The following is a 17,634-nucleotide window of genomic DNA, read 5'->3' on the forward strand; positions in this document are numbered from 1 at the left end:
TCCCATAACTGGGTTTCGATACGGACCCCGTTTGCGGTGCCTGTGCACGCGGACGCCTGCTCACTTCCCGAAATCGATCGATTTCGGCACGGTCTAGGGAGCGTCGATCCCCGCGGTGTGGGCGGTGTCGGACAGAATTGGTGCGTGATCCTCGGCGCGCGCGACCCCTCCGACGGCGCCGAAGCTCGGAAGGCGCGCGGAGCGTTCTTCACTCCCCCGGTGATCGCTTCTTTTATCGCCAACTGGGCGGTGCGAGACGCGAGCGATCTGATCCTCGAGCCGTCCGCGGGCGATGCCGAGTTTCTTGCACACGCGGTGTCGCGACTGCGCGCGCTCGGCGAGTCGACGCCCATCGTGCACGGTGTTGAGCTGCATCCGTGGAGCGCGGCGTACGGGGCCGGACGCATCAGGGCAGCGGGCGGCGAGGTCGTCATGACCGTCAGCGACTTCTTCGACACTCCGGCGAGCGGCCAGTACACCGCGGTCGTCGGCAATCCTCCGTACATCCGATTCCAAGACTTCGCCGGCGAGGCGCGCGCGAAGGCGCGTGCCGCGGCTCTCCGCGGCGGGGTCGCGCTCTCGGGACTGGCGTCGTCGTGGGCGGCGTTTACGGTCCACGGTGCCCTCAGCCTGCGCGCTGGGGGCCGGCTCGGCTACGTGCTGCCCGCGGAACTGCTACACGCGAACTACGCCGCCCCCGTCCGTCGGTTCCTCTTCGAGAACTTCGCTCAGGTCGACCTTGTGCTGTTCGAGCAGCGAGTGTTCGAGGAGGCAGAGACGGAGGCCATTCTGCTCCTGGCCGACGGCTACGGCGGTTCGACCGACCATGCCCGCATCCGTCAGGTGACGAACGCGGCCTCGCTGGCCACCGACCTGCCCCCGATCGCCACCTGGACTCCCCCCGATCCCGCAGCGAAGTGGTCCAGCTCGACGGTCACACCTGAAGCCTTGAAGATCTACGGAAAGCTGATCCTGAGCGGCCAATTTACGGCGATGCAGAACTGGGGTGAGACAACGCTCGGGATGGTCACCGGCAACAACAAGTACTTCGCACTGTCGCCCGCGCGAGTTGCTGAGCTCAAACTGCAGCCGAGCGACGTGGCGCGGCTCTCCCCTCCGGGCTCGAGCCATCTACGCGGATTGGAGTTCTCAACCCGCGCGCATACAGAGCTCGGGAAAGCCGGTAAGCGGACGATGCTGTTCCGCCCTGCGGACAAGCCGTCCACGGCCGCGTTGGCCTACATCGCGCAAGGCGAGAAAGATTCGGTGCACACGGCCTATAAGTGCCGCGTCCGCAAAGAGTGGTGGCGCGTTCCTCTTGTGAAGAAGGCCGATCTGCTCCTGACCTACATGAACGCCGACACCCCAAGAATCACCACCAATACAGCCGGCGCTCTGCACCTGAACTCCGTGCACGGCGTCTACCTCACGCCGGAGCACCGAGGCATTGGCAGAGAGCTGCTGCCCGTTGCCGCGCTGAACTCCGTCACGATGCTGGGCGCCGAGTTCACCGGCCGCGCGTACGGCGGCGGCATGTTGAAGATGGAGCCGGGCGAAGCCGACTCGTGGGCGCTGCCCGATCCGTCGGCCGTCGCCGCTGCACGTGACGCGCTCCTCGCGATCCGCCCCGTCGTCGGCGGGAAGCTCCGCCACGGACAAGTCCTCGAGGCGGCCAAGCTCGTCGACGACGTGCTGCTGGTTCGGACTCTCGGCATGCGCCGTCCCGACGTCGCGGAGATTCGCGCGGCACGCGCTGACCTTTCGAAACGTCGAGAGTCAAGGAGCCGTCGTGGCAACGATTGACGATCGCCTGATCGCGGCTATCCGATCGTGCGGCTCTAAGCCCGTCGACACTGCCCCGCAGGCCACCAAGAAGAACTACAACGAGAAGCTGTCGGCCGCGGTCGCGCTGGCCGTCGCGGCCGAGCTCCGCGCACGGGGCATGGATGGCGCTAGACCAACCGGACCCGGCGAAGCAGGGGTCAGCGGCGCGGAACGCCGCCTGGCCGGCGGGATCGGCGCGAAGAAGGTCGACGTGACCTGGGCCACCGAAGAATCCGGGCTCATCCTCGCCGTCAGCGTGAAGACGATCCTGTTCAAGGACGGCCAGACCAGGAACTACCAGAAGAATCTCACCAATCGTCGAGCAGACCTTCTCAATGAGGCCGTCACCCTGCATCGCCGGTTCCCGTACGCCGTGCTCGCTGCACTGCTCATCTTCGACGCCGGAGCCGAGCACGACAGCACGGGCCGGCGAAAGTCGACCTTCATCAACGCTGGTCCACGTCTTCGGCTCTTCACTGGACGGCAGGACCCTGCCGGCCGAGATGAGCAATACGAGAAGTTCTACGTCCTCTTGGCCGATCTGAACGACACCATGCCATCCATCCGCGCATATGAAGCCAACGACCTCGCCACTGAGGTCCCCCTCTCCGAAGCGTTCGACACGCTCGTCGCGCTCATTGGGGAACGGAACTTCGACCTCTACGAAGGCCTCGACGGGACCGTCACCAAGGCGTGAGCTGCCGCCGCGAGTGACACATCATCCCCGCTCGTGTCAGGGGATGGCTTTATGGTCACCGACGTGGTGCAGCACTGGTCGCCTATGTCCCAGTTGCAGAGCTCCCCTGAACCGGGGGTCTGGTACGTGTTCGACAAGAGCCGTCGGGTCGCGATCATTCGCTACGTGGAGGTCCGCGGCCGCCGACTGCTGCGCTCTGTGACGTTCGACCGCGATCCCGCCCAGCGGCAGCTCATCGGATATTTCCCGGAGGACGCCATGCGGCTCGCGGTCGAGTTCACTTGGTGGGAGTACATCAAGTGCACCGGCCCGTCGACGAGTAACCGACGCTGAGCTGAGCTACGCCGGTTGTGCGGGCGGCTCGGTCTGAACGTCATCGGGCAGGGTGGTCGCGATCGCACCCGAGCGCAGGTCGCCGTAGTAGGTGACGGCCTGCTCGGCCTCCGGGCTGGTGCCGTAAACGGGCGCAACGATCACAAGGAAGTCGATCGGTGCCGGCTCGTCGCTCGGAATCTCGTCGACGAGGCAATCGCGGTAGACGTGGCCGCTGTAGTAGCCCATTCGCCCGTCGGCACCCTTGCGCCACAGCTTGTCGGAGTCCTTCTGCAGAAGCAGGGCGTTCGCGAGGGACATGGTGATGCCGAACTCGACGCCGGGGTGCGCCGCCTGGGCAGTGTCGAGAACCTGATCGACGAGCTGTTGCACGGTAACGGCGGTCATGCCGAGATCTCCGTTTCGTTGGTGACGTCGGCCGGCTCGATCGAGTCGCGGTCGGCGTCGTAGATAAGCCAGGTCCGGTCGTTCCACTGGTTGCGGTAGACGATCCCGCGGGCCGTCAGACCGTGCCAGGTGGCTCCGGGGTTGTACTCGGCGATCCACTCGGCCGCGAGCTGGTCGGCTGCGGCGCGATCCTCGACCGTGCCGCTCTCGGTGGCGCGCTCGTGCGCGGTCCACACGGGACGGGCGGCGGCCAGCTTGCGCTCATCCCGGCGCAGCTCCTCGATGAGGGCGGGCAGGCACCCGCACTCATCTGTGGCGTCGTGGTGGTAGCCGATACAGCGGTCGTCGGTGCATCCGCACTCGTCACCGCGCCAATCCTTCGCTGACTCGTACCCGTGGCGCTTCGCCCACTGACCGGGGGTGATCCCCGCCCATCGCAGCGTCTCTCGCGCTTCCTGGTTGAGCTGCGTCATGGTCACTCCCCCATCGGTCGGCCCTGGGGCAGTTCTCGAGCCCCCACGGGCGGGAACGGCTTGCCGTCGTTGTACTGGCGCTCTAGCCGCTCGACTTCCTTCATAGCGGCCCCGCTGAGGAACTGCGAGAGGCTGCGCACGCCCTCGTAGGGGATGGTGTGCATGATCGCGCCGCGGATGCGATCGGTGTCCTCCTGCTCCTGATAGAACGACACCTTGGGCGGGTACTTGCTGCGTTTCTTCGGTGCGGCCGCCTGCGGCTCTGTGACGCTCTCTGCGGGCGTGGCCGGTGCAGCAGGCGCGGGAGCGGCTGCGGGAGGCTCCCGCGGCGTCTCAGCGGCCGGTGCGATGGGGTTCCGTCCGCTGAGGGTGGAGCGTTTGCGTTCGGGTCGGGCGCTCATGCGCGTACTCCTTCGAGGGTGGTCAGGTGGCCGCTGTAGAGGCCGCTGAGGGCGGTAGCCTCGGCACTCCCCCACTCGTCGAGGCCCTTGGATGCTTCGACGGCATCCGCGATCACGACGCGCTTGGGAACCGGCGGGGTGAGCACGCGCAGCCCGCGTGCCTCGGCCGCCTCGGTGAGGTCGTCGAGCCAGGCACGGCCGCTGACCGTGTTCTCCTCGTGCTGGTTGATGAGGATGCCGGCGACGTCGAGCTGCGCGTTGTAGTGCTCGCGCACGAGCGCGATCGTGTCGAGGAGCTGCGTCAGGCCGTTGGCGCTCCACAGCTTCGAGTGCGTCACGACCACTACCCCGTCGGCGGCCGTCAGGCCGTTGCTGGTGAGCTGGTCAAGGCTCGGCGCGCAGTCGATGAGGATCAGGTCATAGTCATCTGCAACCTCGCGCAGCGCGGCGCGTAGGCGGCTCTCTCGGCCCGCCCCGGCGATCACGAGTTCATCGCGCACACTGCCGAGCTCGACGCCCGACGTCGGCACGAGGTCGAGGCCGGGCCACAGTCCCGGCACGATGACGTCGCGCAGCGTCTCGTCGGCGTGCTTGCTCAGCGCGTCGGCTAGGCCGGGCTGATCTTCCTCGACGGTTTCGGCTGCGATCGACGTCGTGAGGTTTCCCTGCGGGTCGAGGTCGACGGCGAGCACGCGGCGGCCAGCCAGCACCGCGGCGCGGGCCAGGTGGAATGTCGTTGTGCTCTTGCCGACGCCGCCCTTCTGATTGCAGAGGGCGAGGATTCGAGCGGTCACGGTGTCACCTTTCATGTGTAACGGCAATAGTACTGTTAGGGGTGCGCCCCACAGTGGAGGCGCACCCCTGAGTGCGGGATCAGAACGGGGTGTCGTCGCCCTGGTCGGCGGTCGAGGGCTTGCCGACCACGCGGACGCTCTGCCCACGCAGGCTCACCGCGATTTCGTCGGCTCGGACCTCGTGCTGCAAGCGGCTCCCCTGGTCGCCCTTGTACTCGGTGACGCGGTAGCGGCCGGAGAACGTCACGCGGATGTTCCCCGACTCCTCGGCCGCCTCGACGAGGTTCTGCGCCTGGTTGCCGCTCACGGCGACGTCGTAGGCGACGGTGGGGCCGTCGGTGTAGCTGCCGTCCTCCTGGCGGATGCGATCGCTGACGAGGACGCGGGCGTAGGTGTACGGGCCGTTGTCCCCCTCGCGGAGGGTGGGCGTTGCAGCGAGGTTGCCGGTGCGGGTGATGTAGCTCATGGTGTGCTCCTTCGGTTTCGTCCCGGTAGTGGGAACAGTACTATTAGCGGGAATGGGGTTACAAGGGGAAAGCTAAGGACGCTCGACCTCCAATCGCCGGCCATCCATCTGCGCTGGGTACAGCACGTGCTCGACGTCGCTGGTCGGGTGGGGGTTCACGAGACGTACGCCCTGGACACTCCCCGCTCCGATGTAGCCGAGACGCTGCGCGACGATCCGCGCCGGCGGTAGGGCCGGCCATCCCAGCTCAGGATGCGGTCGCCCGCGTGAAGGTCGGCCAGCTTGGTGATGATGAGGTTCTGCATGTCGTGTCCTGGTTCCGTATCGTCTCTAGTTCCGTATAACCCTAATAGTACTATTAGGGTTACTGAGGGTCAAGCCTTTCCGGCTTCTCCGGCCAGCAGCTTTCCGACCGTTTCGGCCAGCAGCCACAGGCGATCGGCTGCCGCGCGATCCTCGGCGGTGTAGTCGCCATAGGCGGCCTGGTGCTCGAAGTCCTCGCGGCCGCGTCGGGCCATGTTGAGCAGCATGTCGATTCCCTCGCACAGCTCGCGGTCGACCGGAACCACCCGCCCGCCGCCGTCGACGACGAGGCTCAGCGGTTCGGCCATCCCGTGCACGTGCATGGCGTAGCCGTCGCCCTCGCGCTCGACGTAGGCCGTCAGGATCGTTCGCGCCTCCTCGTCGTCGAAGTCCACACGGCCGTAGCTGTCGGGGTCATCCCCGACCGGCCAGAGCTGCGGCTCCAAGCGGGTGCCACGGTCATACGGGGTCAGGTTGCGGTCGGTCATGGTTCCTCCTTGTAACGGGATTAGTACTATTTGGGGTAGCGGGGTCAGGCTGCGAAGTGAGCGGCGACGCGCTCGATCTGATCGGGTCGGAGGTCGCACCAGTGATCGTCATCGTCGACGACAACGACGGGGGCCACGGTGTAGCACAGATCGGCGGTCACGTACTCGTACGCTGCGGGGTTCTCGGTGATGTTCACCTCAACGAACGGGATGCCCTTGCCTTTGAGCATGTTCTTCGTCATGGTGCACTTCCCGCACGCTGGGCCGGTCGTGTAAACCGTCAGAGCTTCCATTTCGTGATCCTCCCACCCCACTCGTTTTTTTGCCGTGAAGGCGACTTGTCGCCGCTAGGGAGAGCCGGCCGGAGTGCCAGTGACCGTGGAATACCGGACGGAGCGAAGCGGAGGAGGATATGCCGCGAAAGCACTGGTGCGTAGGTTGGCCGACCGTATGCTGCCGAAGGCTTCACGGCAAAAGAACGGGCCGATAGGCCCTGGCAGTCGGCCGGCTCCGTCCGGCCGTCCGTTAGCCGGCGCCGGCTCCGTCCGGTGTCGGCCGCCGTGGTCGTGAGCTGCGGCACCTGGTCGGGGAACAGTACTGTTCCCGCCACAACCACGGGCGACGGGAACAGTACTAATAGGGTCGCTCGCATTGCTGGGTGGCTGCGATCCGGGCGGCGACGTTGCACACGTCGTCGGGGGTCACTTCGTCGAGGAGGATCGTTCGGGTTCCGCCGTCGAGGTCGATCCACCACACGGGGCGCACGGTGTCGGCGTCGATCCCGGCGCGGTGCTCGGGGAGGTCTGACGATGGGTCGACCGGGCCGAAGTAGAGCTGAGGAGTCCAGCTATCCGCGCCCATGTCGGTGTAGATCGTCGTCGGGAACGGGAGGAGCTGCGCGAGGTCGTCCAGCAGCGCGGCGACGTCGCTCGGGGTCAGGGTGTGCATGGGGTTCTCCTAACGGGATTAGTACTATTCGGGTCAGTCGTTGGGGGCGGCGAGGTCGTAGCCGCCGAAGGGGGAGCGGCCGCCCACGTGGCGACCGCCGTGCGGGCCGCGTCGAGTGATGACGGGTGCGCCGGGGCGCTGCCATTCGGCGGGGTAGTTCTCCGCGCACCACTTGGCCGCAGCGGCGCGGGCCTTCTTCTCGTCGGCGGTGCTGAGCTTCGTCGGGAGGATCGGCAGGGCTCGCCATCCCGGCATCGCGTGATCGTGCCAGGCCTCTACGGCCTCGTTCTCGTGCTCGGTGATGACGTGCCAGCGGCAGGGCGGGCAATTCGCCTGGTACATCAGCCCGCCGGGGAGCGGGTCGGCGCTGTGGTCGTGCTCTGCGAGGTCGCACCGGGTATCGGCGTTGAGCATGTGCAGCTCGTGGGCCTCGTCGCTGGCGGCGACGTCCTGCCGACCGAAGTAGGCGCGGTGCCACATGTGCGAGCGCATCAGGCATCCGAAATTGCCGTGCTCGCCCTTCCACCGCTCGAACGCGGCCGCGAGGTCGTCGGGGTGGTGGTAATCGGTGACGTACCGCAGCGGCACGCCTTCCCAGGGCATCGCGGCCACGGCCTCGCGCTCGAACTCGGCCATATCGAACAGGGTCGGCTCTCCGTGCATGACGTTCTCCTAACGGGATTAGTACTATTTGGGTTACGCGGCGACGGGCTCGGGGGCGGGCTCGGTGATCGCGTCGGCCAGGGCGTGCGCGGTGCGCAGCACGTTTGCCGCGGTGGCCTTGATCGTCTCGGCCTCGCACTTGCTCCACCCGGCGACGTAGCCGACGCTGTAGGCGCTGGTGTCGAGTCCGAGAATCCCGGCGACGATGTAGGCGACGCTCTCGGCCTCGGTTTCCTTGATCCCGCGGTGCTCGACGTACTCGGCGTGATCTTCCTCGGCGTGCAGGATGACGTGGGCGGCCTCGTGAAGGGCGGTCTTGGCTGCCTGAGCAGGGGAGAGGTCCGCGTCGATCACGACGCGCTGTGTGCCGTCGGTGGTGGTGTACCCGTTCGCGCCTCCGGCGATCTGCTCGCGCTCGACGGTCCAGCCCTTGCCGGTGAGGTAGTCGGCCACGGCGTCGAAGATGCCCGCGGGGTCGTCTCCGGTGAGCTGGCGCGCAATGTCGGCCGGGTCGCCCGCTTCCTCGTCGATGAGGTCGGTTTGTCCCATGTCGAACACGGACACCGGGAAGAATCGCACCCGGCGCTGTTCCTCCTCCTCGCCGGTCTGCTCGTTCTCGACCGTCTCGCGCACGTCGCGGCCGCCGAAGATACGGATTCCGCGCTCACCCTTGCGCACCTGGCGGTTGAGCTTCTGCCACGTCCGGTAACCGGCGACGTGGGACGCCTCGGGGCACTGGGCGAAGATCAGCAGCAGGTTCCCCAGGCTGTAGCGGTGGAACGACTGCGCGAAGGTCAGGAACCGCGCCCACGTCTCGGACTCGCGCAGCGCCTCGACCTGTTCCGCGATCGTCGCTTGCAGGGCCTCGGCCTCGGCGCGACGCTCCTCGGGGCTCTTGGTGTTCTTGACTGTGCGTGCCATGTTCGGAACCTCCACCTAACGGGATTAGTACTATTTGCGTCTGTCTCACCCCCACGTTTTTTGCCGTGAAGGCGACTTGTCGCCGCTAGGGAGAGCCGGCCGGAGTGCAACCCGAAGGGCGGTGGGGGAGAGAGTTTCGGCGCGATGTGAGGGAGCGCAGCGACCGCGTGCCGAAAGTCTCGGAGGAGCCGGCGGCGCAGCCGCTTGCATGGAGGTTGGCCGACCGTATGCTGCCGAAGGCTTCACGGCAAAAGAACGGGCCGAAGGCCCTGACAGCGCCGGCATCGCCGGCTCGATCAGCGAGCCCGTGGGCTCGCCTCCGCGCAGCGGATCGTCGCTAGGCGACTCGACGTCGCGGTGTCTCGGCCGACTTGGTGGCGGGGCCGTCGCAGTAGCGGCACCTGACGCCGATCGTCATGCCGTGTGCGCAGTAGCCCGGATCGATCCATTCCTCGTCGACGGCTTCGACGTCGGCGGCGTCGACGAGGGTTCTCGAGCGGAGATCTCCGTCGGCGTTGCGGTCGTACGGCCGCACGGCCGTTCCCTCGCGCTCCTCGACGATGATGCGACGAGCTGCGGCGTAGTCGAGCCGGCCATCGGGTCGGCGTGGGTGTGGGCCGTAGGCGTGGGTGCCGTCGTCGGGGACGAGGGAGAGCTGCCCCCGGCTCGGTCGACGTTTCGCGTCGGGTCGACGGGGTGCGTGCATCCACGCCTCCTCGGCCTTCCACCACGCCCACGCCTCGCGCTCGACGCGGTAGCGGGTAGCGCGGGCGTCGAGTCGCCCGGCGACTCCGGCGCGCTCGGCGGCCACGTCGAGGGGGAGCGCGTCGACGCGGTGCCAGCCGTCACGGGCGCGCTCGACGATGCCGGCGTAGGTGAGGCGGTCCAGCAGTCGACGGGTGCGTAGCGGGTCGGCGCCGATCAGGGGGGAGAGTTCGTCGAGGGGGCGAGCTGTGGTGTCGATTCGTGCGTAGAGGTTCCCGGCCAGGTGCCCGAGCGCAGGGCGGGTAGCGGTGAACAGGTCGTGTGCGGCATCCGTTGTTCGTGTGCGAAGCGTTGCGAGGATCGCGGTTCTCTCAGCGGCCCCGGCCCCAGGGGGGCGCGGGTCCGCTTGTGACCGGGCATGATCCGAGTTGCTGTGGAGAGTGCTCTGAGGGTCGATCGTCCAGTGAGCGGCGCGGGGTCCGTCCGCGGCCGCGGTCTGGGCGATCCATCCGTCCTCGGAGAGGCGCAGCAGCGCCGTCCTGGCCGTCTCGCGGCCGACGCCGGCCAGTTGGGCCAGGCGGCGGGTATCGGCTTCCAGAGAGCCGCTGAGGGCGTGCAGGGCGAGAGCGCACAGCACGTCGAGGATGCGGCGATCGGCGGGGCCGCCTCCGCGGGCCCAGCGGCCGGCTGCGGCGTCGGCGCGCTGTTGGACGTCGCGCACGTGCGCGGCGATCGCGTCGGCGCGACGGTCGAACGTGGGATCGTCCCCGATCTGGCGGTCACTGGCCGCGACGTAGCGCACGGCCTTGTCCCACTGGCGGGCGAGGACGCGGCGCTGTTCGCCGCGGGGGCGGTTCACGCGGCCGCGGGTGGTGACGCGGCTGCGGACGTGCTCTAGGCCGGGCTCGGTGTCGACGAGGGCGGCGACGTCGGCGTGCCGCCACCTGGCGGCCGCTGCGCCGATCAGGACGCGCCAGAGCGTCGCTGAGGCGTCTGCGGGCGTCTCGTGCAGCGCTGCGGCGCTGACGGCGGGGAGCTGGCGGCGCGGGCCGACCAGGTGCAGACGCCCGTGGGCGTCGAGCGGGAGGGGCGCGTGCGGGTCGATGGTGCGAGCGGGCTCGGTGTCGTCGACGAGGCCGGCGAGGAGGCTCACGAGCGCGCGCACCTGTGCGGCGGTGGCCGTGGGCGCGCTGAGCGCGTCGAGGTCGCCGCGGAGGACGGTGGAGTGTCCGCCGGCACGGTGGGGCGCTCCTGGGGGCCGCACACAGCCCGTCACGGGGTTGGTGAGGGGGGAGAGGTCGAGGGTGGGGCACACGTGCCGCGCGAGACGGGCGAGGGTCGCGACGGTTTCGGCGTCGACGGACTCGGCCAGGCCGACCCATAGGTGGCGGCCGCCGGTCGGCCCGGACTCGCAGAGGACGTGCGACAGGCCGACGTCGGAGAGGAGGCCGGAGAGCACGTCGGCGTCGCGAGCTGCGGCCGCGGGGTCGCCGTGGGCGTCGAGGTCGAACGCGAGGAGGCGGAACCGCTGATCGGGGCCGGCGAGGTAGACCGCCCACGGGCGCTCAGGGGTAGCGGCGCCGATCGCGCGATCGCGGTACTCGTTCGCGATCGTCCCGTAGGCGTCGACGACGGCCACGCGCACGCGGGGGCGCGGGCTCACCGCAACGGTGAGCGCCCACGACTCGCCGTCGCGATTGCGATATCGCTTTGCATCCGGGCGCGCTATGATGGCACCAACTTCCTAGATCTAGGACATGACAAGGCCCCGGCCCTGTCTGCCGGTTCTTGGGATTGCCTTGATCTACCGGTCGCCAAACTCAGAAGATCAGGCACTTAGCTCTGGCCCCCGTCTCGTAGAGGCGGGGGCTTGCTTGTTATGCGGCTCTGGTCGCGGCCTCCCCGGGGATATCGAGCTGGTTCGCGCGGTCCCGCGCGGGAGGGTCAATGAGCGGCATTCCGCCGTTCTCGCTGACGAGCTTCGTAATGAGCGCGTCGAGGTAGTACGACATGGTGACGCCGGATGCCTCGGCTGCTTCGCGCACGTCGTCGCGTGCGGTGGGGGATACACGGCCCTGTAGCAGGACCGTCGGCGCGTCGTTGGGACGTCGCGCGCGTCGGCCGTAGTCGCTCATAGGGCCATCGTGCCGGGATTATGCATAAACACTGCGGCGACGCGCCGACGGCGGGTGTAGGTCACTTCGACCGTGCGACGGTGCAGTAGACGTCGCCCAGAAGGATCGTCGCGCCGTCGGGAATGACGGTCGGTTCGCCGGGGGTGAGCCAGTGCGGCGGGGCCGACTGCAGTTCGATGCCGTTCGCGGAATCGAGGTCGGTCACGACGATGCGCCCGGCGTCGTCGACGTCGATCGTCGCGTGGGTGCGCGAGAGCATCCGTCCAGGCGTGACGACGGTGAGCGCTTCGCGTCCGTCGACGGGTTCGGGGTTGCGGCCGATGACGATGTGCGGGCCGGCGTCGACGCTGCGCTGAGTGTTGAACGCCAGGTGCAGGCCTGGCGCGGGAGGCGCTGCGGGGGCCGTTGCGCGGCGGCTGATGCGTGTGTGCTCGACGTCGTGCAGCTCGTCGAGCTCGTCGAGCTCAACGGGGTTCGGCCGGGTGATCGGCGCGGCCGCGAGGGGTGCGACGGTGTTCGGCTCGGCCGGGGGAGCGACCTCGACGCGCAGCGGTTCGTCGACGCCGCACTGGACGCACGTCGCGGAGGTCACCGGCTGTAGCCGGCGGCAGATGCGGCAACGCCCCTCGTCGATGCTGAGGCCGTCGGGGGCGGGAATGGTGCCGTCGGCGCCGATGAGCTGCACGTAGCCCTCAGGGCGCACGGCGAGGGCGTGGGTGCGGCCGTCCTCGGTCACATCGAGGCGGATCGGGCGTCGTAGCTGCGTGCCGATCGCCACGGCGCGCGCGATCATGCCGGTGCGCAGAGCTGCGACGGACTCGGCCGCGCACGCGCGGCTGACACCGTTAATCGTGAGGGTGCCTGTGCCGTCGTGTGTGACGGTGGCGGCGAGACGGGGCCACTCAGGGACGCGATGCAGCCCTGTGAGCGGCTGTGTGGCGTTCATAGCCCGCGGGCGACCGCCGCGCCCGCTGCGAGCCACGCACGCTGCGTCTGGGGGCGCAGGGAGCCGAAGCGCAGCACTCCGTCGACCATCGCCGGGTCGTGGGGGACCGTGACGGCCTCGCGGGCGAGGGACCGGTAGCCGTCGGCCACGCGCGCCAGGTCGGCGGCGGTGGACTTCGGGTCGGCCTGGTTGACGATCACGACGGCATCCCGCGCCAGCTCGGCCGATCCGGCGGCGCGCTCTGCGAGGGCTTCGAGGAGAAGCGCGCCGGCTTCGGCGTGGTCGTCGCGGGTGGTCGTGGCGACCACGAGCTGGTCGGCGTGGTCGATCATGCGCAGCCACATCGGGTCGGACTCGTCGTTGCCGGAGTCGATGAAGATCAGCCGGTAGTACTTCGCGGCGACGGCGTGGATCGCATCGACGTCGCTCGGCTCGACGCGCTGCTCGTGCGCGAGGGCCATCGGCTTGCTGCGCAGCACGTCGAACCGGTCGCGGGTCTGGTGGTGCACGTAGTGCGCCAGGTCCGCGGACTGCGCTCCGGTGCTCAGGAGCCGGTCGACCTGGGGGAGGAGGTCAAGCAGGGTTGCCTCGTGCGGCCCCTGCTCGGTGCGCCAGCCGAGCGTGCCGCGGGTCTGGTTGTTGTCCCACGTGAGGACGCCTGCGCCGCCGTGGCGGGCGAACACGGCCGCGAGGAGGACGGTGGTAGGGGTCTTGCCCGCGCCTCCCTTGCCGTTCACGACGGCGATCGTGCGGGGGCCGGGCCAGTGCTGCGAGACGGCGAGGACGTCCGAGCGCTCCGCGCGCTCCGATTCGCTGGGGCTCATGCGGATGCCGGCACGGGTGAGCGCTCCGCGCCATCCCTGGGTTGCCGGTTCCTCCATCTGCTCGTGCGTGAGGAACGACTGTCGGGCCTCGCGACGGCTGGGGTACTCGGTGACCGGGGCGGGAGCCTGACGCACCCATGCGTTCCCGTCGGGCGCGGGGGCCGGCGCTGCGGCCGGAACCTCCGGTGCGGGAGCGAACGTCGGAACCTCCGGCGTCGGCGTGGGCGCGGGAACCTCGTCGCTCGGCGCGGGCGTCGAGTCGATGGGCGGCGCGGCGTCCTCGATCGGCGCCGGCCGTGCGGGCAGGCTCTCGTCGGGCTCTACGCTGCCGTCGGGGTGCACGATCAGCGGCCACTCCCCGTCGGGGCCGCTGGTGGTCACGCGCACGGGGCGCTGCATCTTCGTGGCCGTGTCGGCCACGCGAGCGAGGATCGCGGCGCGAGCATCCTCGAGAGTGGTCGTCTCGATCGGGTGCGACGTGCCGTTGATCGTGACCTCTCCCGATCCGTTCGCGAACGTGCGCGCCTCGATCTTGGGGAACGTGGGTACTTCGATGCTGCTCATGGTCGTCTCCTGATCTACTGTCCGAGCTGGATGCCGACCTCTGCCATGAAGGGCGCGGGGTCGACGTTCTCGCCGTTGACGCGCACTTCAAAGTGCAGGTGGCATCCGGTGGATTCACCGCTGCTGCCGACGCGAGCGATCTGCTGGCCGGCCTTCACCTTGTCGCCGGTCTGCACGAGCATCCCGGAGTCGTACATGTGGAGGTAGCGGGTGGTGACCCCGCCGCCGTGGTCGATCGAGATTGTGCCGTTGCCGGAGTCGTCGAAGCCGCGGAACGTCACTACGCCGTCCTGTGCGGCCCAGATCGGGCCGTCGCAGCCGCCGCCGGCAAGGTCGGTGCCGGCGTGGAGTCGCTGCGTGCCGTAGATCGGGTGAACGCGGATGCCGTAGGGGCTGGTGACGGGTCCGCCGCCGGGGGAGGCCCATCCCAGGGGGCTGACCTCGCCGGGAAGGAGGCCCGCGCATGAGCCGCCGCTGGCGCTGCCGTCGCCGGAGTCGAGGCCGGTGCGGACACCGCTCAGGCCCTCGACGATCTGCACCGCGCCGTCCCAGAACTTCGTGTAGTGGTACGGGTCGGCGTTCACCTGAGTGCGGTGGGCGACGATTGTCGGTTCCAGCGACTCGCGGTCGGGAACCTTCGTGGTCATCGCGTTGAAGAACTTCGTCGACGAGATGTAGGGGTCCAGCCGCTCCTCGCGGGTGCCCCATCCGTCCTGCTGCTGGAACAGGCCGATCGACGTCGTGCGGGTGCCGTCCGGGTTGGTGACCCCGCCGGTTTCCCAGTCGCCGTAGTCGATGTTTCGGAGGCTGGATTCACCCATCGCGGTCATGACGCCGATGGTCTGATCGCGAGCGTTCAGGCCGAGGTCTTTGCCCGCCTGCATGACATATGCGGCGTTCACAAGCTGCTCGTGGCCGTAGCCGGCAATCTCCGTCTCGGGGACGGATGCGGGGTCGATCGAGACGCTCGATCCGCCGTTGCCGGCGCTCGGGCCACACTCGTCCTCGCCCATGAGGAGGAGCCCGAACAGGGAGCCGACGATGAGGAGCGGCACCGCCGCGATCGCGTAGGCGGCGCTGCCCTTGGGCGCTGCCATCAGTTCACCCCTTCGGGGAGAATGAAGCGCCCCGCGAGCCACGGGGAGTCAGCGTCGGCACGGCTGAGCACGACGCCGTAGGTGCCGGCGTTGGTGGGGACGTCGACGAACGCGACGTAAGCGCTCGTGTCGTCGGTGATGACGGCGGGGCCGGTGACGCTCGTCGCGACGATGCGCGCCGGGTCCATGTAGGCGTAGTCCTGGGTGGCCTTGTTGTCGAGGAGGGGCTGCAAGCCGGCCCACCACTGCTCGAACGAAAGATCGGGGCGCGCGTAGGCGGTCATCACGGCGACCGCGGCCGCCGTTGCGCTCTCCCGCGATTCGTCATCCCATGTGGGCACGGGCCGCGGGCCGTGCGTCTCTCCGCTGTCCTCGTCGATGAGGCCTTCGGGGGCGGGGGTGAACTGGTCGAGGTCGGGATAGATCGGGCCGGTGCTACTGGCGCTGGGGGTCGGCGCTGGCGCGTTGTTCTGGCCGGTGCAGGCGGTCAGAGCCACAGCGACGACGACTATGAGTAGCGCCGTCCCGATCTTCCGCATGTCAGTCCCCTTCGTGCCGTTCTGAGTTGATGACGACCACCGGGCCGGTGTCGCGAGGGACGTTCGCGCCCCGTCGCAAGGTGTCTTTCAGCTCGTCGCGGATGATGAACCACGTCGAGCCGACCTTGTAACCGGGGATCAGTCCCTCGCGGAGCCACGTGTACACGCTCTTGTTAGAGACTCCGAGTCGTTCTGCTACTTCGGTGGGGCCGAGGGTCGGAGGGCTCTGCTCGAATAGGCGATCGAGCGCGTCACACGCACCGCTATCGCTGCTCACGGTGAGACCTCCTGTTGGCTCCACGGTCCTAGTGTACCGATTAGGGCATGTTTGTATATGTTCGGGTTCATTCGGGTTTACCCTTCCTTGTTTGGGCGCTTGGGCGTAGGATTCCCTTATTAGGGTGAATCTCACTGTACCTAGGGGGGCAACATGAGCGACCCGCTCAACCCGTGGCTTTCTCGGCCGACGACGCCGCCGCCTACCGAGGCGGCTCCGATCGCGGCCGTGCCCGACACGTTCGGCCCGGTGGCTCCGCAGCGAGGAATCCCCGCACCGGATCGCGTCGACCAGCTGCCGATCTACGACCGCAACACCACGGCTGCGCTGTGGTGGGTAGGCGCACACGGCGGCGCGGGAGAGTCCACGCTGGCGGCGCTGATGCCGGGCTCACAGGCGGCGGGCCACTCGTGGCCGCGCACCGCCTCCACCACGCCCGCACGGACGGTTCTCGTCGCCCGCTCAGACGCCCGCGGGTTGCGCGCGGCGCAGGCCGCGATGCGGCAGTGGGCCGCGGGCCTCGTCCCGTCTGTTGAAGTCTTGGGCCTGGTCGTCATGGCTGACGCACCTGGTCGACTGCCTCGCTCGTTGCGCGACCTGATGCAGGTCGTCAGCGGGGGAGTCCCGCGCACCTGGTCGGTGCCGTGGGTCGATGCATGGCGCGTGGGAGAGCCGCCGGCTCTCTCATCTTCTCCGCGCGAAGCTCAGCGTCTCGTCGACGAGCTGACCGCAATCCTCGGTGCCGCCGGCACCTCGAACTGAAAGGCAACAGCATGTCCGTTATCGACGTGTTCCACGCGGCGGCCGACACCGCCGTGAACCTCGCCGGCGTCATTCCTGACCCGGACCCCGTACAGCCTCCGGGCACCGAAGGCGTGACCATCATCCTGTCCTGGCTGAAGTGGATCGGCTACGTCGTCGTCGGCGGCGCGATCATCGTCGGCGGCATCCTCATCGCCGTCAGCTTCCGCCGCGGTGAGGGCCACGATGCTCTGCCGAAGATCCTTTGGCCAATGGCCGGAGCGATCGTGATCGGTGGTGGTGCCGCTCTCGTCGGCATCCTCGCCGGGGCCTGAGAGGAGCCGTCATGGCTGAGGACGACGACACGCAGCAGAACCCGTTCACGCGCCCCGGCTTCATCATCGGGGCGGTCGTGGTGGTCGCGCTCATCGTGGCGGGCATCGTTCTGACGGTTCTCAACCTGAACCGAGACGACGACGACGCCGCGCCGCCTGCTCCCGGCCCGTCGTCCAGTGCCACAAGCAGCGCCGCCCCTTCCCCGGAGCCTTCCGGGGTCGCGGGCGGCGCGAGCGTTTGTGGCCTCGAAGGCGTCGAGCTGTCCGGGACGGTGACGACGGCTCCCGCCGCCGAATGGCAATTCCAGGACGTCTACGCCTTCCCGACCTCTCCCGCGGCGGGGCCGGGGGAGACAGCCCCCGAGGGCTACCCCTACTGCTTCCAGCACTCGCCTGAGGGTGCGCTGTTCGCAGCCGCGAACGTGACGATCATCGGCTTCGGACCCGCTGAGCAGCGACAGGCATTTCTCGAGTACGCCCTCACGGATGGCCCGTACCGTGACACCTTGCTCAGCGCTCAGGGAGCGGCTGCACCGTCCGACGTCCGAGCGTCTATCGCCGGCTTCCGCATGCTCGCGTACGACGGCGAGTCCGCTCGTGTCGACATCGCTTTCCGCGGCAGCAGCAACGGCCAGAGCGTCAACGGCTCTGCCGTGCTCGAACTCGTCTGGGCGGACGGCGACTGGAAGCTCGACGCCTCAAACCCTGAGCCTGCACGCCTCGCTGAGCTGCCGGACCTCTCGGGCTATGTGAGCTGGACGGAGGGGTAGAAC

The 17,634-nt window shown here is 68.6% G+C and carries 24 protein-coding genes; 6 read left to right on the plus strand and 18 right to left on the minus strand.

Features of this window, described 5'->3' with window-relative positions:
* Nucleotides 1–144 precede the first annotated feature (144 nt).
* From ACSGC5_RS14335 to ACSGC5_RS14345, 3 genes are read left to right on the plus strand one after another with little or no spacing between them, the layout of a single operon-like run.
* Nucleotides 145–1,803 (plus strand): Eco57I restriction-modification methylase domain-containing protein, encoded by a 1,659-nt coding sequence (locus ACSGC5_RS14335; protein WP_434971281.1) that lies wholly within the window; start codon nt 145–147, stop codon nt 1,801–1,803.
* Nucleotides 1,790–2,521: a hypothetical protein gene (locus ACSGC5_RS14340; protein ID WP_434971282.1), complete on the plus strand. Its 732-nt coding sequence runs from the start codon at nt 1,790–1,792 to the stop codon at nt 2,519–2,521. The genes ACSGC5_RS14335 and ACSGC5_RS14340 overlap by 14 nt, the downstream gene beginning before the upstream one ends.
* 51 nt (nt 2,522–2,572) lie before the next feature.
* Entirely contained in the window at nt 2,573–2,854 is a 282-nt protein-coding gene (locus ACSGC5_RS14345; RefSeq protein WP_434971283.1) for a hypothetical protein, read from the plus strand.
* Between the two features lie 6 nt (nt 2,855–2,860).
* Here ACSGC5_RS14345 and ACSGC5_RS14350 read toward each other — a convergent pair whose 3' ends face one another.
* From ACSGC5_RS14350 to ACSGC5_RS14435, 18 genes are all read right to left on the minus strand, one after another.
* Complete coding sequence (locus tag ACSGC5_RS14350; protein WP_434971284.1) at nt 2,861–3,241, minus strand: hypothetical protein; 381 nt, start codon at nt 3,239–3,241, stop codon at nt 2,861–2,863.
* On the minus strand, nt 3,238–3,714 hold the full coding sequence (locus ACSGC5_RS14355; protein ID WP_434971285.1) for a hypothetical protein: 477 nt from the start codon (nt 3,712–3,714) through the stop codon (nt 3,238–3,240). Before ACSGC5_RS14355 ends, ACSGC5_RS14350 begins: the two co-directional genes overlap by 4 nt.
* Before the next feature lie 2 nt (nt 3,715–3,716).
* Nucleotides 3,717–4,115: a ParB family protein gene (locus ACSGC5_RS14360; protein ID WP_434971286.1), complete on the minus strand. Its 399-nt coding sequence runs from the start codon at nt 4,113–4,115 to the stop codon at nt 3,717–3,719.
* Nucleotides 4,112–4,909, minus strand: coding sequence for a ParA family protein (locus ACSGC5_RS14365; protein WP_220033311.1), 798 nt, complete (start codon nt 4,907–4,909; stop codon nt 4,112–4,114). Before ACSGC5_RS14365 ends, ACSGC5_RS14360 begins: the two co-directional genes overlap by 4 nt.
* Nucleotides 4,910–4,988: 79 nt before the next feature.
* On the minus strand, nt 4,989–5,375 hold the full coding sequence (locus ACSGC5_RS14370; protein WP_130110735.1) for a single-stranded DNA-binding protein: 387 nt from the start codon (nt 5,373–5,375) through the stop codon (nt 4,989–4,991).
* 155 nt (nt 5,376–5,530) lie between these two features.
* Nucleotides 5,531–5,680, minus strand: a complete 150-nt coding sequence (locus ACSGC5_RS14375; protein WP_434971287.1) for a hypothetical protein — start codon at nt 5,678–5,680, stop codon at nt 5,531–5,533.
* Between the two features lie 69 nt (nt 5,681–5,749).
* Nucleotides 5,750–6,166: a hypothetical protein gene (locus ACSGC5_RS14380; RefSeq protein ID WP_434971288.1), complete on the minus strand. Its 417-nt coding sequence runs from the start codon at nt 6,164–6,166 to the stop codon at nt 5,750–5,752.
* Between the two features lie 44 nt (nt 6,167–6,210).
* Entirely contained in the window at nt 6,211–6,459 is a 249-nt protein-coding gene (locus tag ACSGC5_RS14385; RefSeq protein WP_434971289.1) for a glutaredoxin domain-containing protein, read from the minus strand.
* Nucleotides 6,460–6,799: 340 nt separating this feature from the next.
* Complete coding sequence (locus ACSGC5_RS14390; protein WP_434971290.1) at nt 6,800–7,114, minus strand: hypothetical protein; 315 nt, start codon at nt 7,112–7,114, stop codon at nt 6,800–6,802.
* 33 nt (nt 7,115–7,147) lie between these two features.
* Entirely contained in the window at nt 7,148–7,777 is a 630-nt protein-coding gene (locus ACSGC5_RS14395) for a DUF6349 family protein (RefSeq protein WP_434971291.1), read from the minus strand.
* Between the two features lie 33 nt (nt 7,778–7,810).
* Nucleotides 7,811–8,698, minus strand: a complete 888-nt coding sequence (locus tag ACSGC5_RS14400) for an ArdC-like ssDNA-binding domain-containing protein (protein WP_099197235.1) — start codon at nt 8,696–8,698, stop codon at nt 7,811–7,813.
* A gap of 337 nt (nt 8,699–9,035) precedes the next feature.
* Nucleotides 9,036–11,066, minus strand: coding sequence for a hypothetical protein (locus tag ACSGC5_RS14405; RefSeq protein WP_434971292.1), 2,031 nt, complete (start codon nt 11,064–11,066; stop codon nt 9,036–9,038).
* A gap of 214 nt (nt 11,067–11,280) precedes the next feature.
* Nucleotides 11,281–11,538, minus strand: a complete 258-nt coding sequence (locus ACSGC5_RS14410; RefSeq protein ID WP_434971293.1) for a hypothetical protein — start codon at nt 11,536–11,538, stop codon at nt 11,281–11,283.
* Between the two features lie 61 nt (nt 11,539–11,599).
* Complete coding sequence (locus tag ACSGC5_RS14415) at nt 11,600–12,484, minus strand: FHA domain-containing protein (RefSeq protein WP_434971294.1); 885 nt, start codon at nt 12,482–12,484, stop codon at nt 11,600–11,602.
* The gene (locus tag ACSGC5_RS14420) at nt 12,481–13,872 is read right to left on the minus strand and encodes an AAA family ATPase (RefSeq protein WP_434971295.1); all 1,392 of its coding nucleotides are present in this window, start codon (nt 13,870–13,872) and stop codon (nt 12,481–12,483) included. The genes ACSGC5_RS14415 and ACSGC5_RS14420 overlap by 4 nt, the downstream gene beginning before the upstream one ends.
* 14 nt (nt 13,873–13,886) lie before the next feature.
* Nucleotides 13,887–14,969, minus strand: coding sequence for a M23 family metallopeptidase (locus ACSGC5_RS14425; protein WP_434971296.1), 1,083 nt, complete (start codon nt 14,967–14,969; stop codon nt 13,887–13,889).
* A complete protein-coding gene (locus ACSGC5_RS14430; RefSeq protein ID WP_434971297.1) occupies nt 14,969–15,508 on the minus strand; it encodes a hypothetical protein in 540 nt (179 codons plus the stop codon). Before ACSGC5_RS14430 ends, ACSGC5_RS14425 begins: the two co-directional genes overlap by 1 nt.
* Before the next feature lies 1 nt (nt 15,509).
* Entirely contained in the window at nt 15,510–15,785 is a 276-nt protein-coding gene (locus ACSGC5_RS14435; protein ID WP_071416685.1) for a helix-turn-helix domain-containing protein, read from the minus strand.
* Nucleotides 15,786–15,938: 153 nt separating this feature from the next.
* Between ACSGC5_RS14435 and ACSGC5_RS14440 the strand changes: the two genes are divergently transcribed.
* The 3 genes from ACSGC5_RS14440 to ACSGC5_RS14450 are packed head-to-tail and all read left to right on the plus strand — an operon-like array spanning nt 15,939 to nt 17,631.
* Entirely contained in the window at nt 15,939–16,547 is a 609-nt protein-coding gene (locus tag ACSGC5_RS14440) for a DUF6668 family protein (protein ID WP_071416684.1), read from the plus strand.
* Between the two features lie 11 nt (nt 16,548–16,558).
* Nucleotides 16,559–16,861 carry a hypothetical protein gene (locus ACSGC5_RS14445; RefSeq protein WP_071416683.1) on the plus strand — a complete coding sequence of 101 codons (303 nt, stop codon included), beginning with the start codon at nt 16,559–16,561 and terminating at the stop codon, nt 16,859–16,861.
* 11 nt (nt 16,862–16,872) lie between these two features.
* The gene (locus ACSGC5_RS14450) at nt 16,873–17,631 is read left to right on the plus strand and encodes a hypothetical protein (RefSeq protein ID WP_434971298.1); all 759 of its coding nucleotides are present in this window, start codon (nt 16,873–16,875) and stop codon (nt 17,629–17,631) included.
* Nucleotides 17,632–17,634 lie beyond the last annotated feature (3 nt).

The organism is Microbacterium sp. bgisy207 (assembly GCF_965345035.1).
Lineage (GTDB): Bacteria > Actinomycetota > Actinomycetes > Actinomycetales > Microbacteriaceae > Microbacterium.

Coding starts and splice junctions, on each gene's coding strand:
- ACSGC5_RS14430 (WP_434971297.1), bottom strand. CDS start 15,508: ATGCGGAAGATCGGGACGGCGCTACTCATAGTCGTCGTCGCTGTGGCT.
- ACSGC5_RS14360 (WP_434971286.1), bottom strand. CDS start 4,115: ATGAGCGCCCGACCCGAACGCAAACGCTCCACCCTCAGCGGACGGAAC.
- ACSGC5_RS14425 (WP_434971296.1), bottom strand. CDS start 14,969: ATGGCAGCGCCCAAGGGCAGCGCCGCCTACGCGATCGCGGCGGTGCCG.
- ACSGC5_RS14395 (WP_434971291.1), bottom strand. CDS start 7,777: ATGCACGGAGAGCCGACCCTGTTCGATATGGCCGAGTTCGAGCGCGAG.
- ACSGC5_RS14440 (WP_071416684.1), top strand. CDS start 15,939: ATGAGCGACCCGCTCAACCCGTGGCTTTCTCGGCCGACGACGCCGCCG.
- ACSGC5_RS14375 (WP_434971287.1), bottom strand. CDS start 5,680: ATGCAGAACCTCATCATCACCAAGCTGGCCGACCTTCACGCGGGCGAC.
- ACSGC5_RS14420 (WP_434971295.1), bottom strand. CDS start 13,872: ATGAGCAGCATCGAAGTACCCACGTTCCCCAAGATCGAGGCGCGCACG.
- ACSGC5_RS14445 (WP_071416683.1), top strand. CDS start 16,559: ATGTCCGTTATCGACGTGTTCCACGCGGCGGCCGACACCGCCGTGAAC.
- ACSGC5_RS14380 (WP_434971288.1), bottom strand. CDS start 6,166: ATGACCGACCGCAACCTGACCCCGTATGACCGTGGCACCCGCTTGGAG.
- ACSGC5_RS14390 (WP_434971290.1), bottom strand. CDS start 7,114: ATGCACACCCTGACCCCGAGCGACGTCGCCGCGCTGCTGGACGACCTC.
- ACSGC5_RS14410 (WP_434971293.1), bottom strand. CDS start 11,538: ATGAGCGACTACGGCCGACGCGCGCGACGTCCCAACGACGCGCCGACG.
- ACSGC5_RS14385 (WP_434971289.1), bottom strand. CDS start 6,459: ATGGAAGCTCTGACGGTTTACACGACCGGCCCAGCGTGCGGGAAGTGC.
- ACSGC5_RS14370 (WP_130110735.1), bottom strand. CDS start 5,375: ATGAGCTACATCACCCGCACCGGCAACCTCGCTGCAACGCCCACCCTC.
- ACSGC5_RS14350 (WP_434971284.1), bottom strand. CDS start 3,241: ATGACCGCCGTTACCGTGCAACAGCTCGTCGATCAGGTTCTCGACACT.
- ACSGC5_RS14355 (WP_434971285.1), bottom strand. CDS start 3,714: ATGACGCAGCTCAACCAGGAAGCGCGAGAGACGCTGCGATGGGCGGGG.
- ACSGC5_RS14450 (WP_434971298.1), top strand. CDS start 16,873: ATGGCTGAGGACGACGACACGCAGCAGAACCCGTTCACGCGCCCCGGC.
- ACSGC5_RS14400 (WP_099197235.1), bottom strand. CDS start 8,698: ATGGCACGCACAGTCAAGAACACCAAGAGCCCCGAGGAGCGTCGCGCC.
- ACSGC5_RS14345 (WP_434971283.1), top strand. CDS start 2,573: ATGGTCACCGACGTGGTGCAGCACTGGTCGCCTATGTCCCAGTTGCAG.
- ACSGC5_RS14415 (WP_434971294.1), bottom strand. CDS start 12,484: ATGAACGCCACACAGCCGCTCACAGGGCTGCATCGCGTCCCTGAGTGG.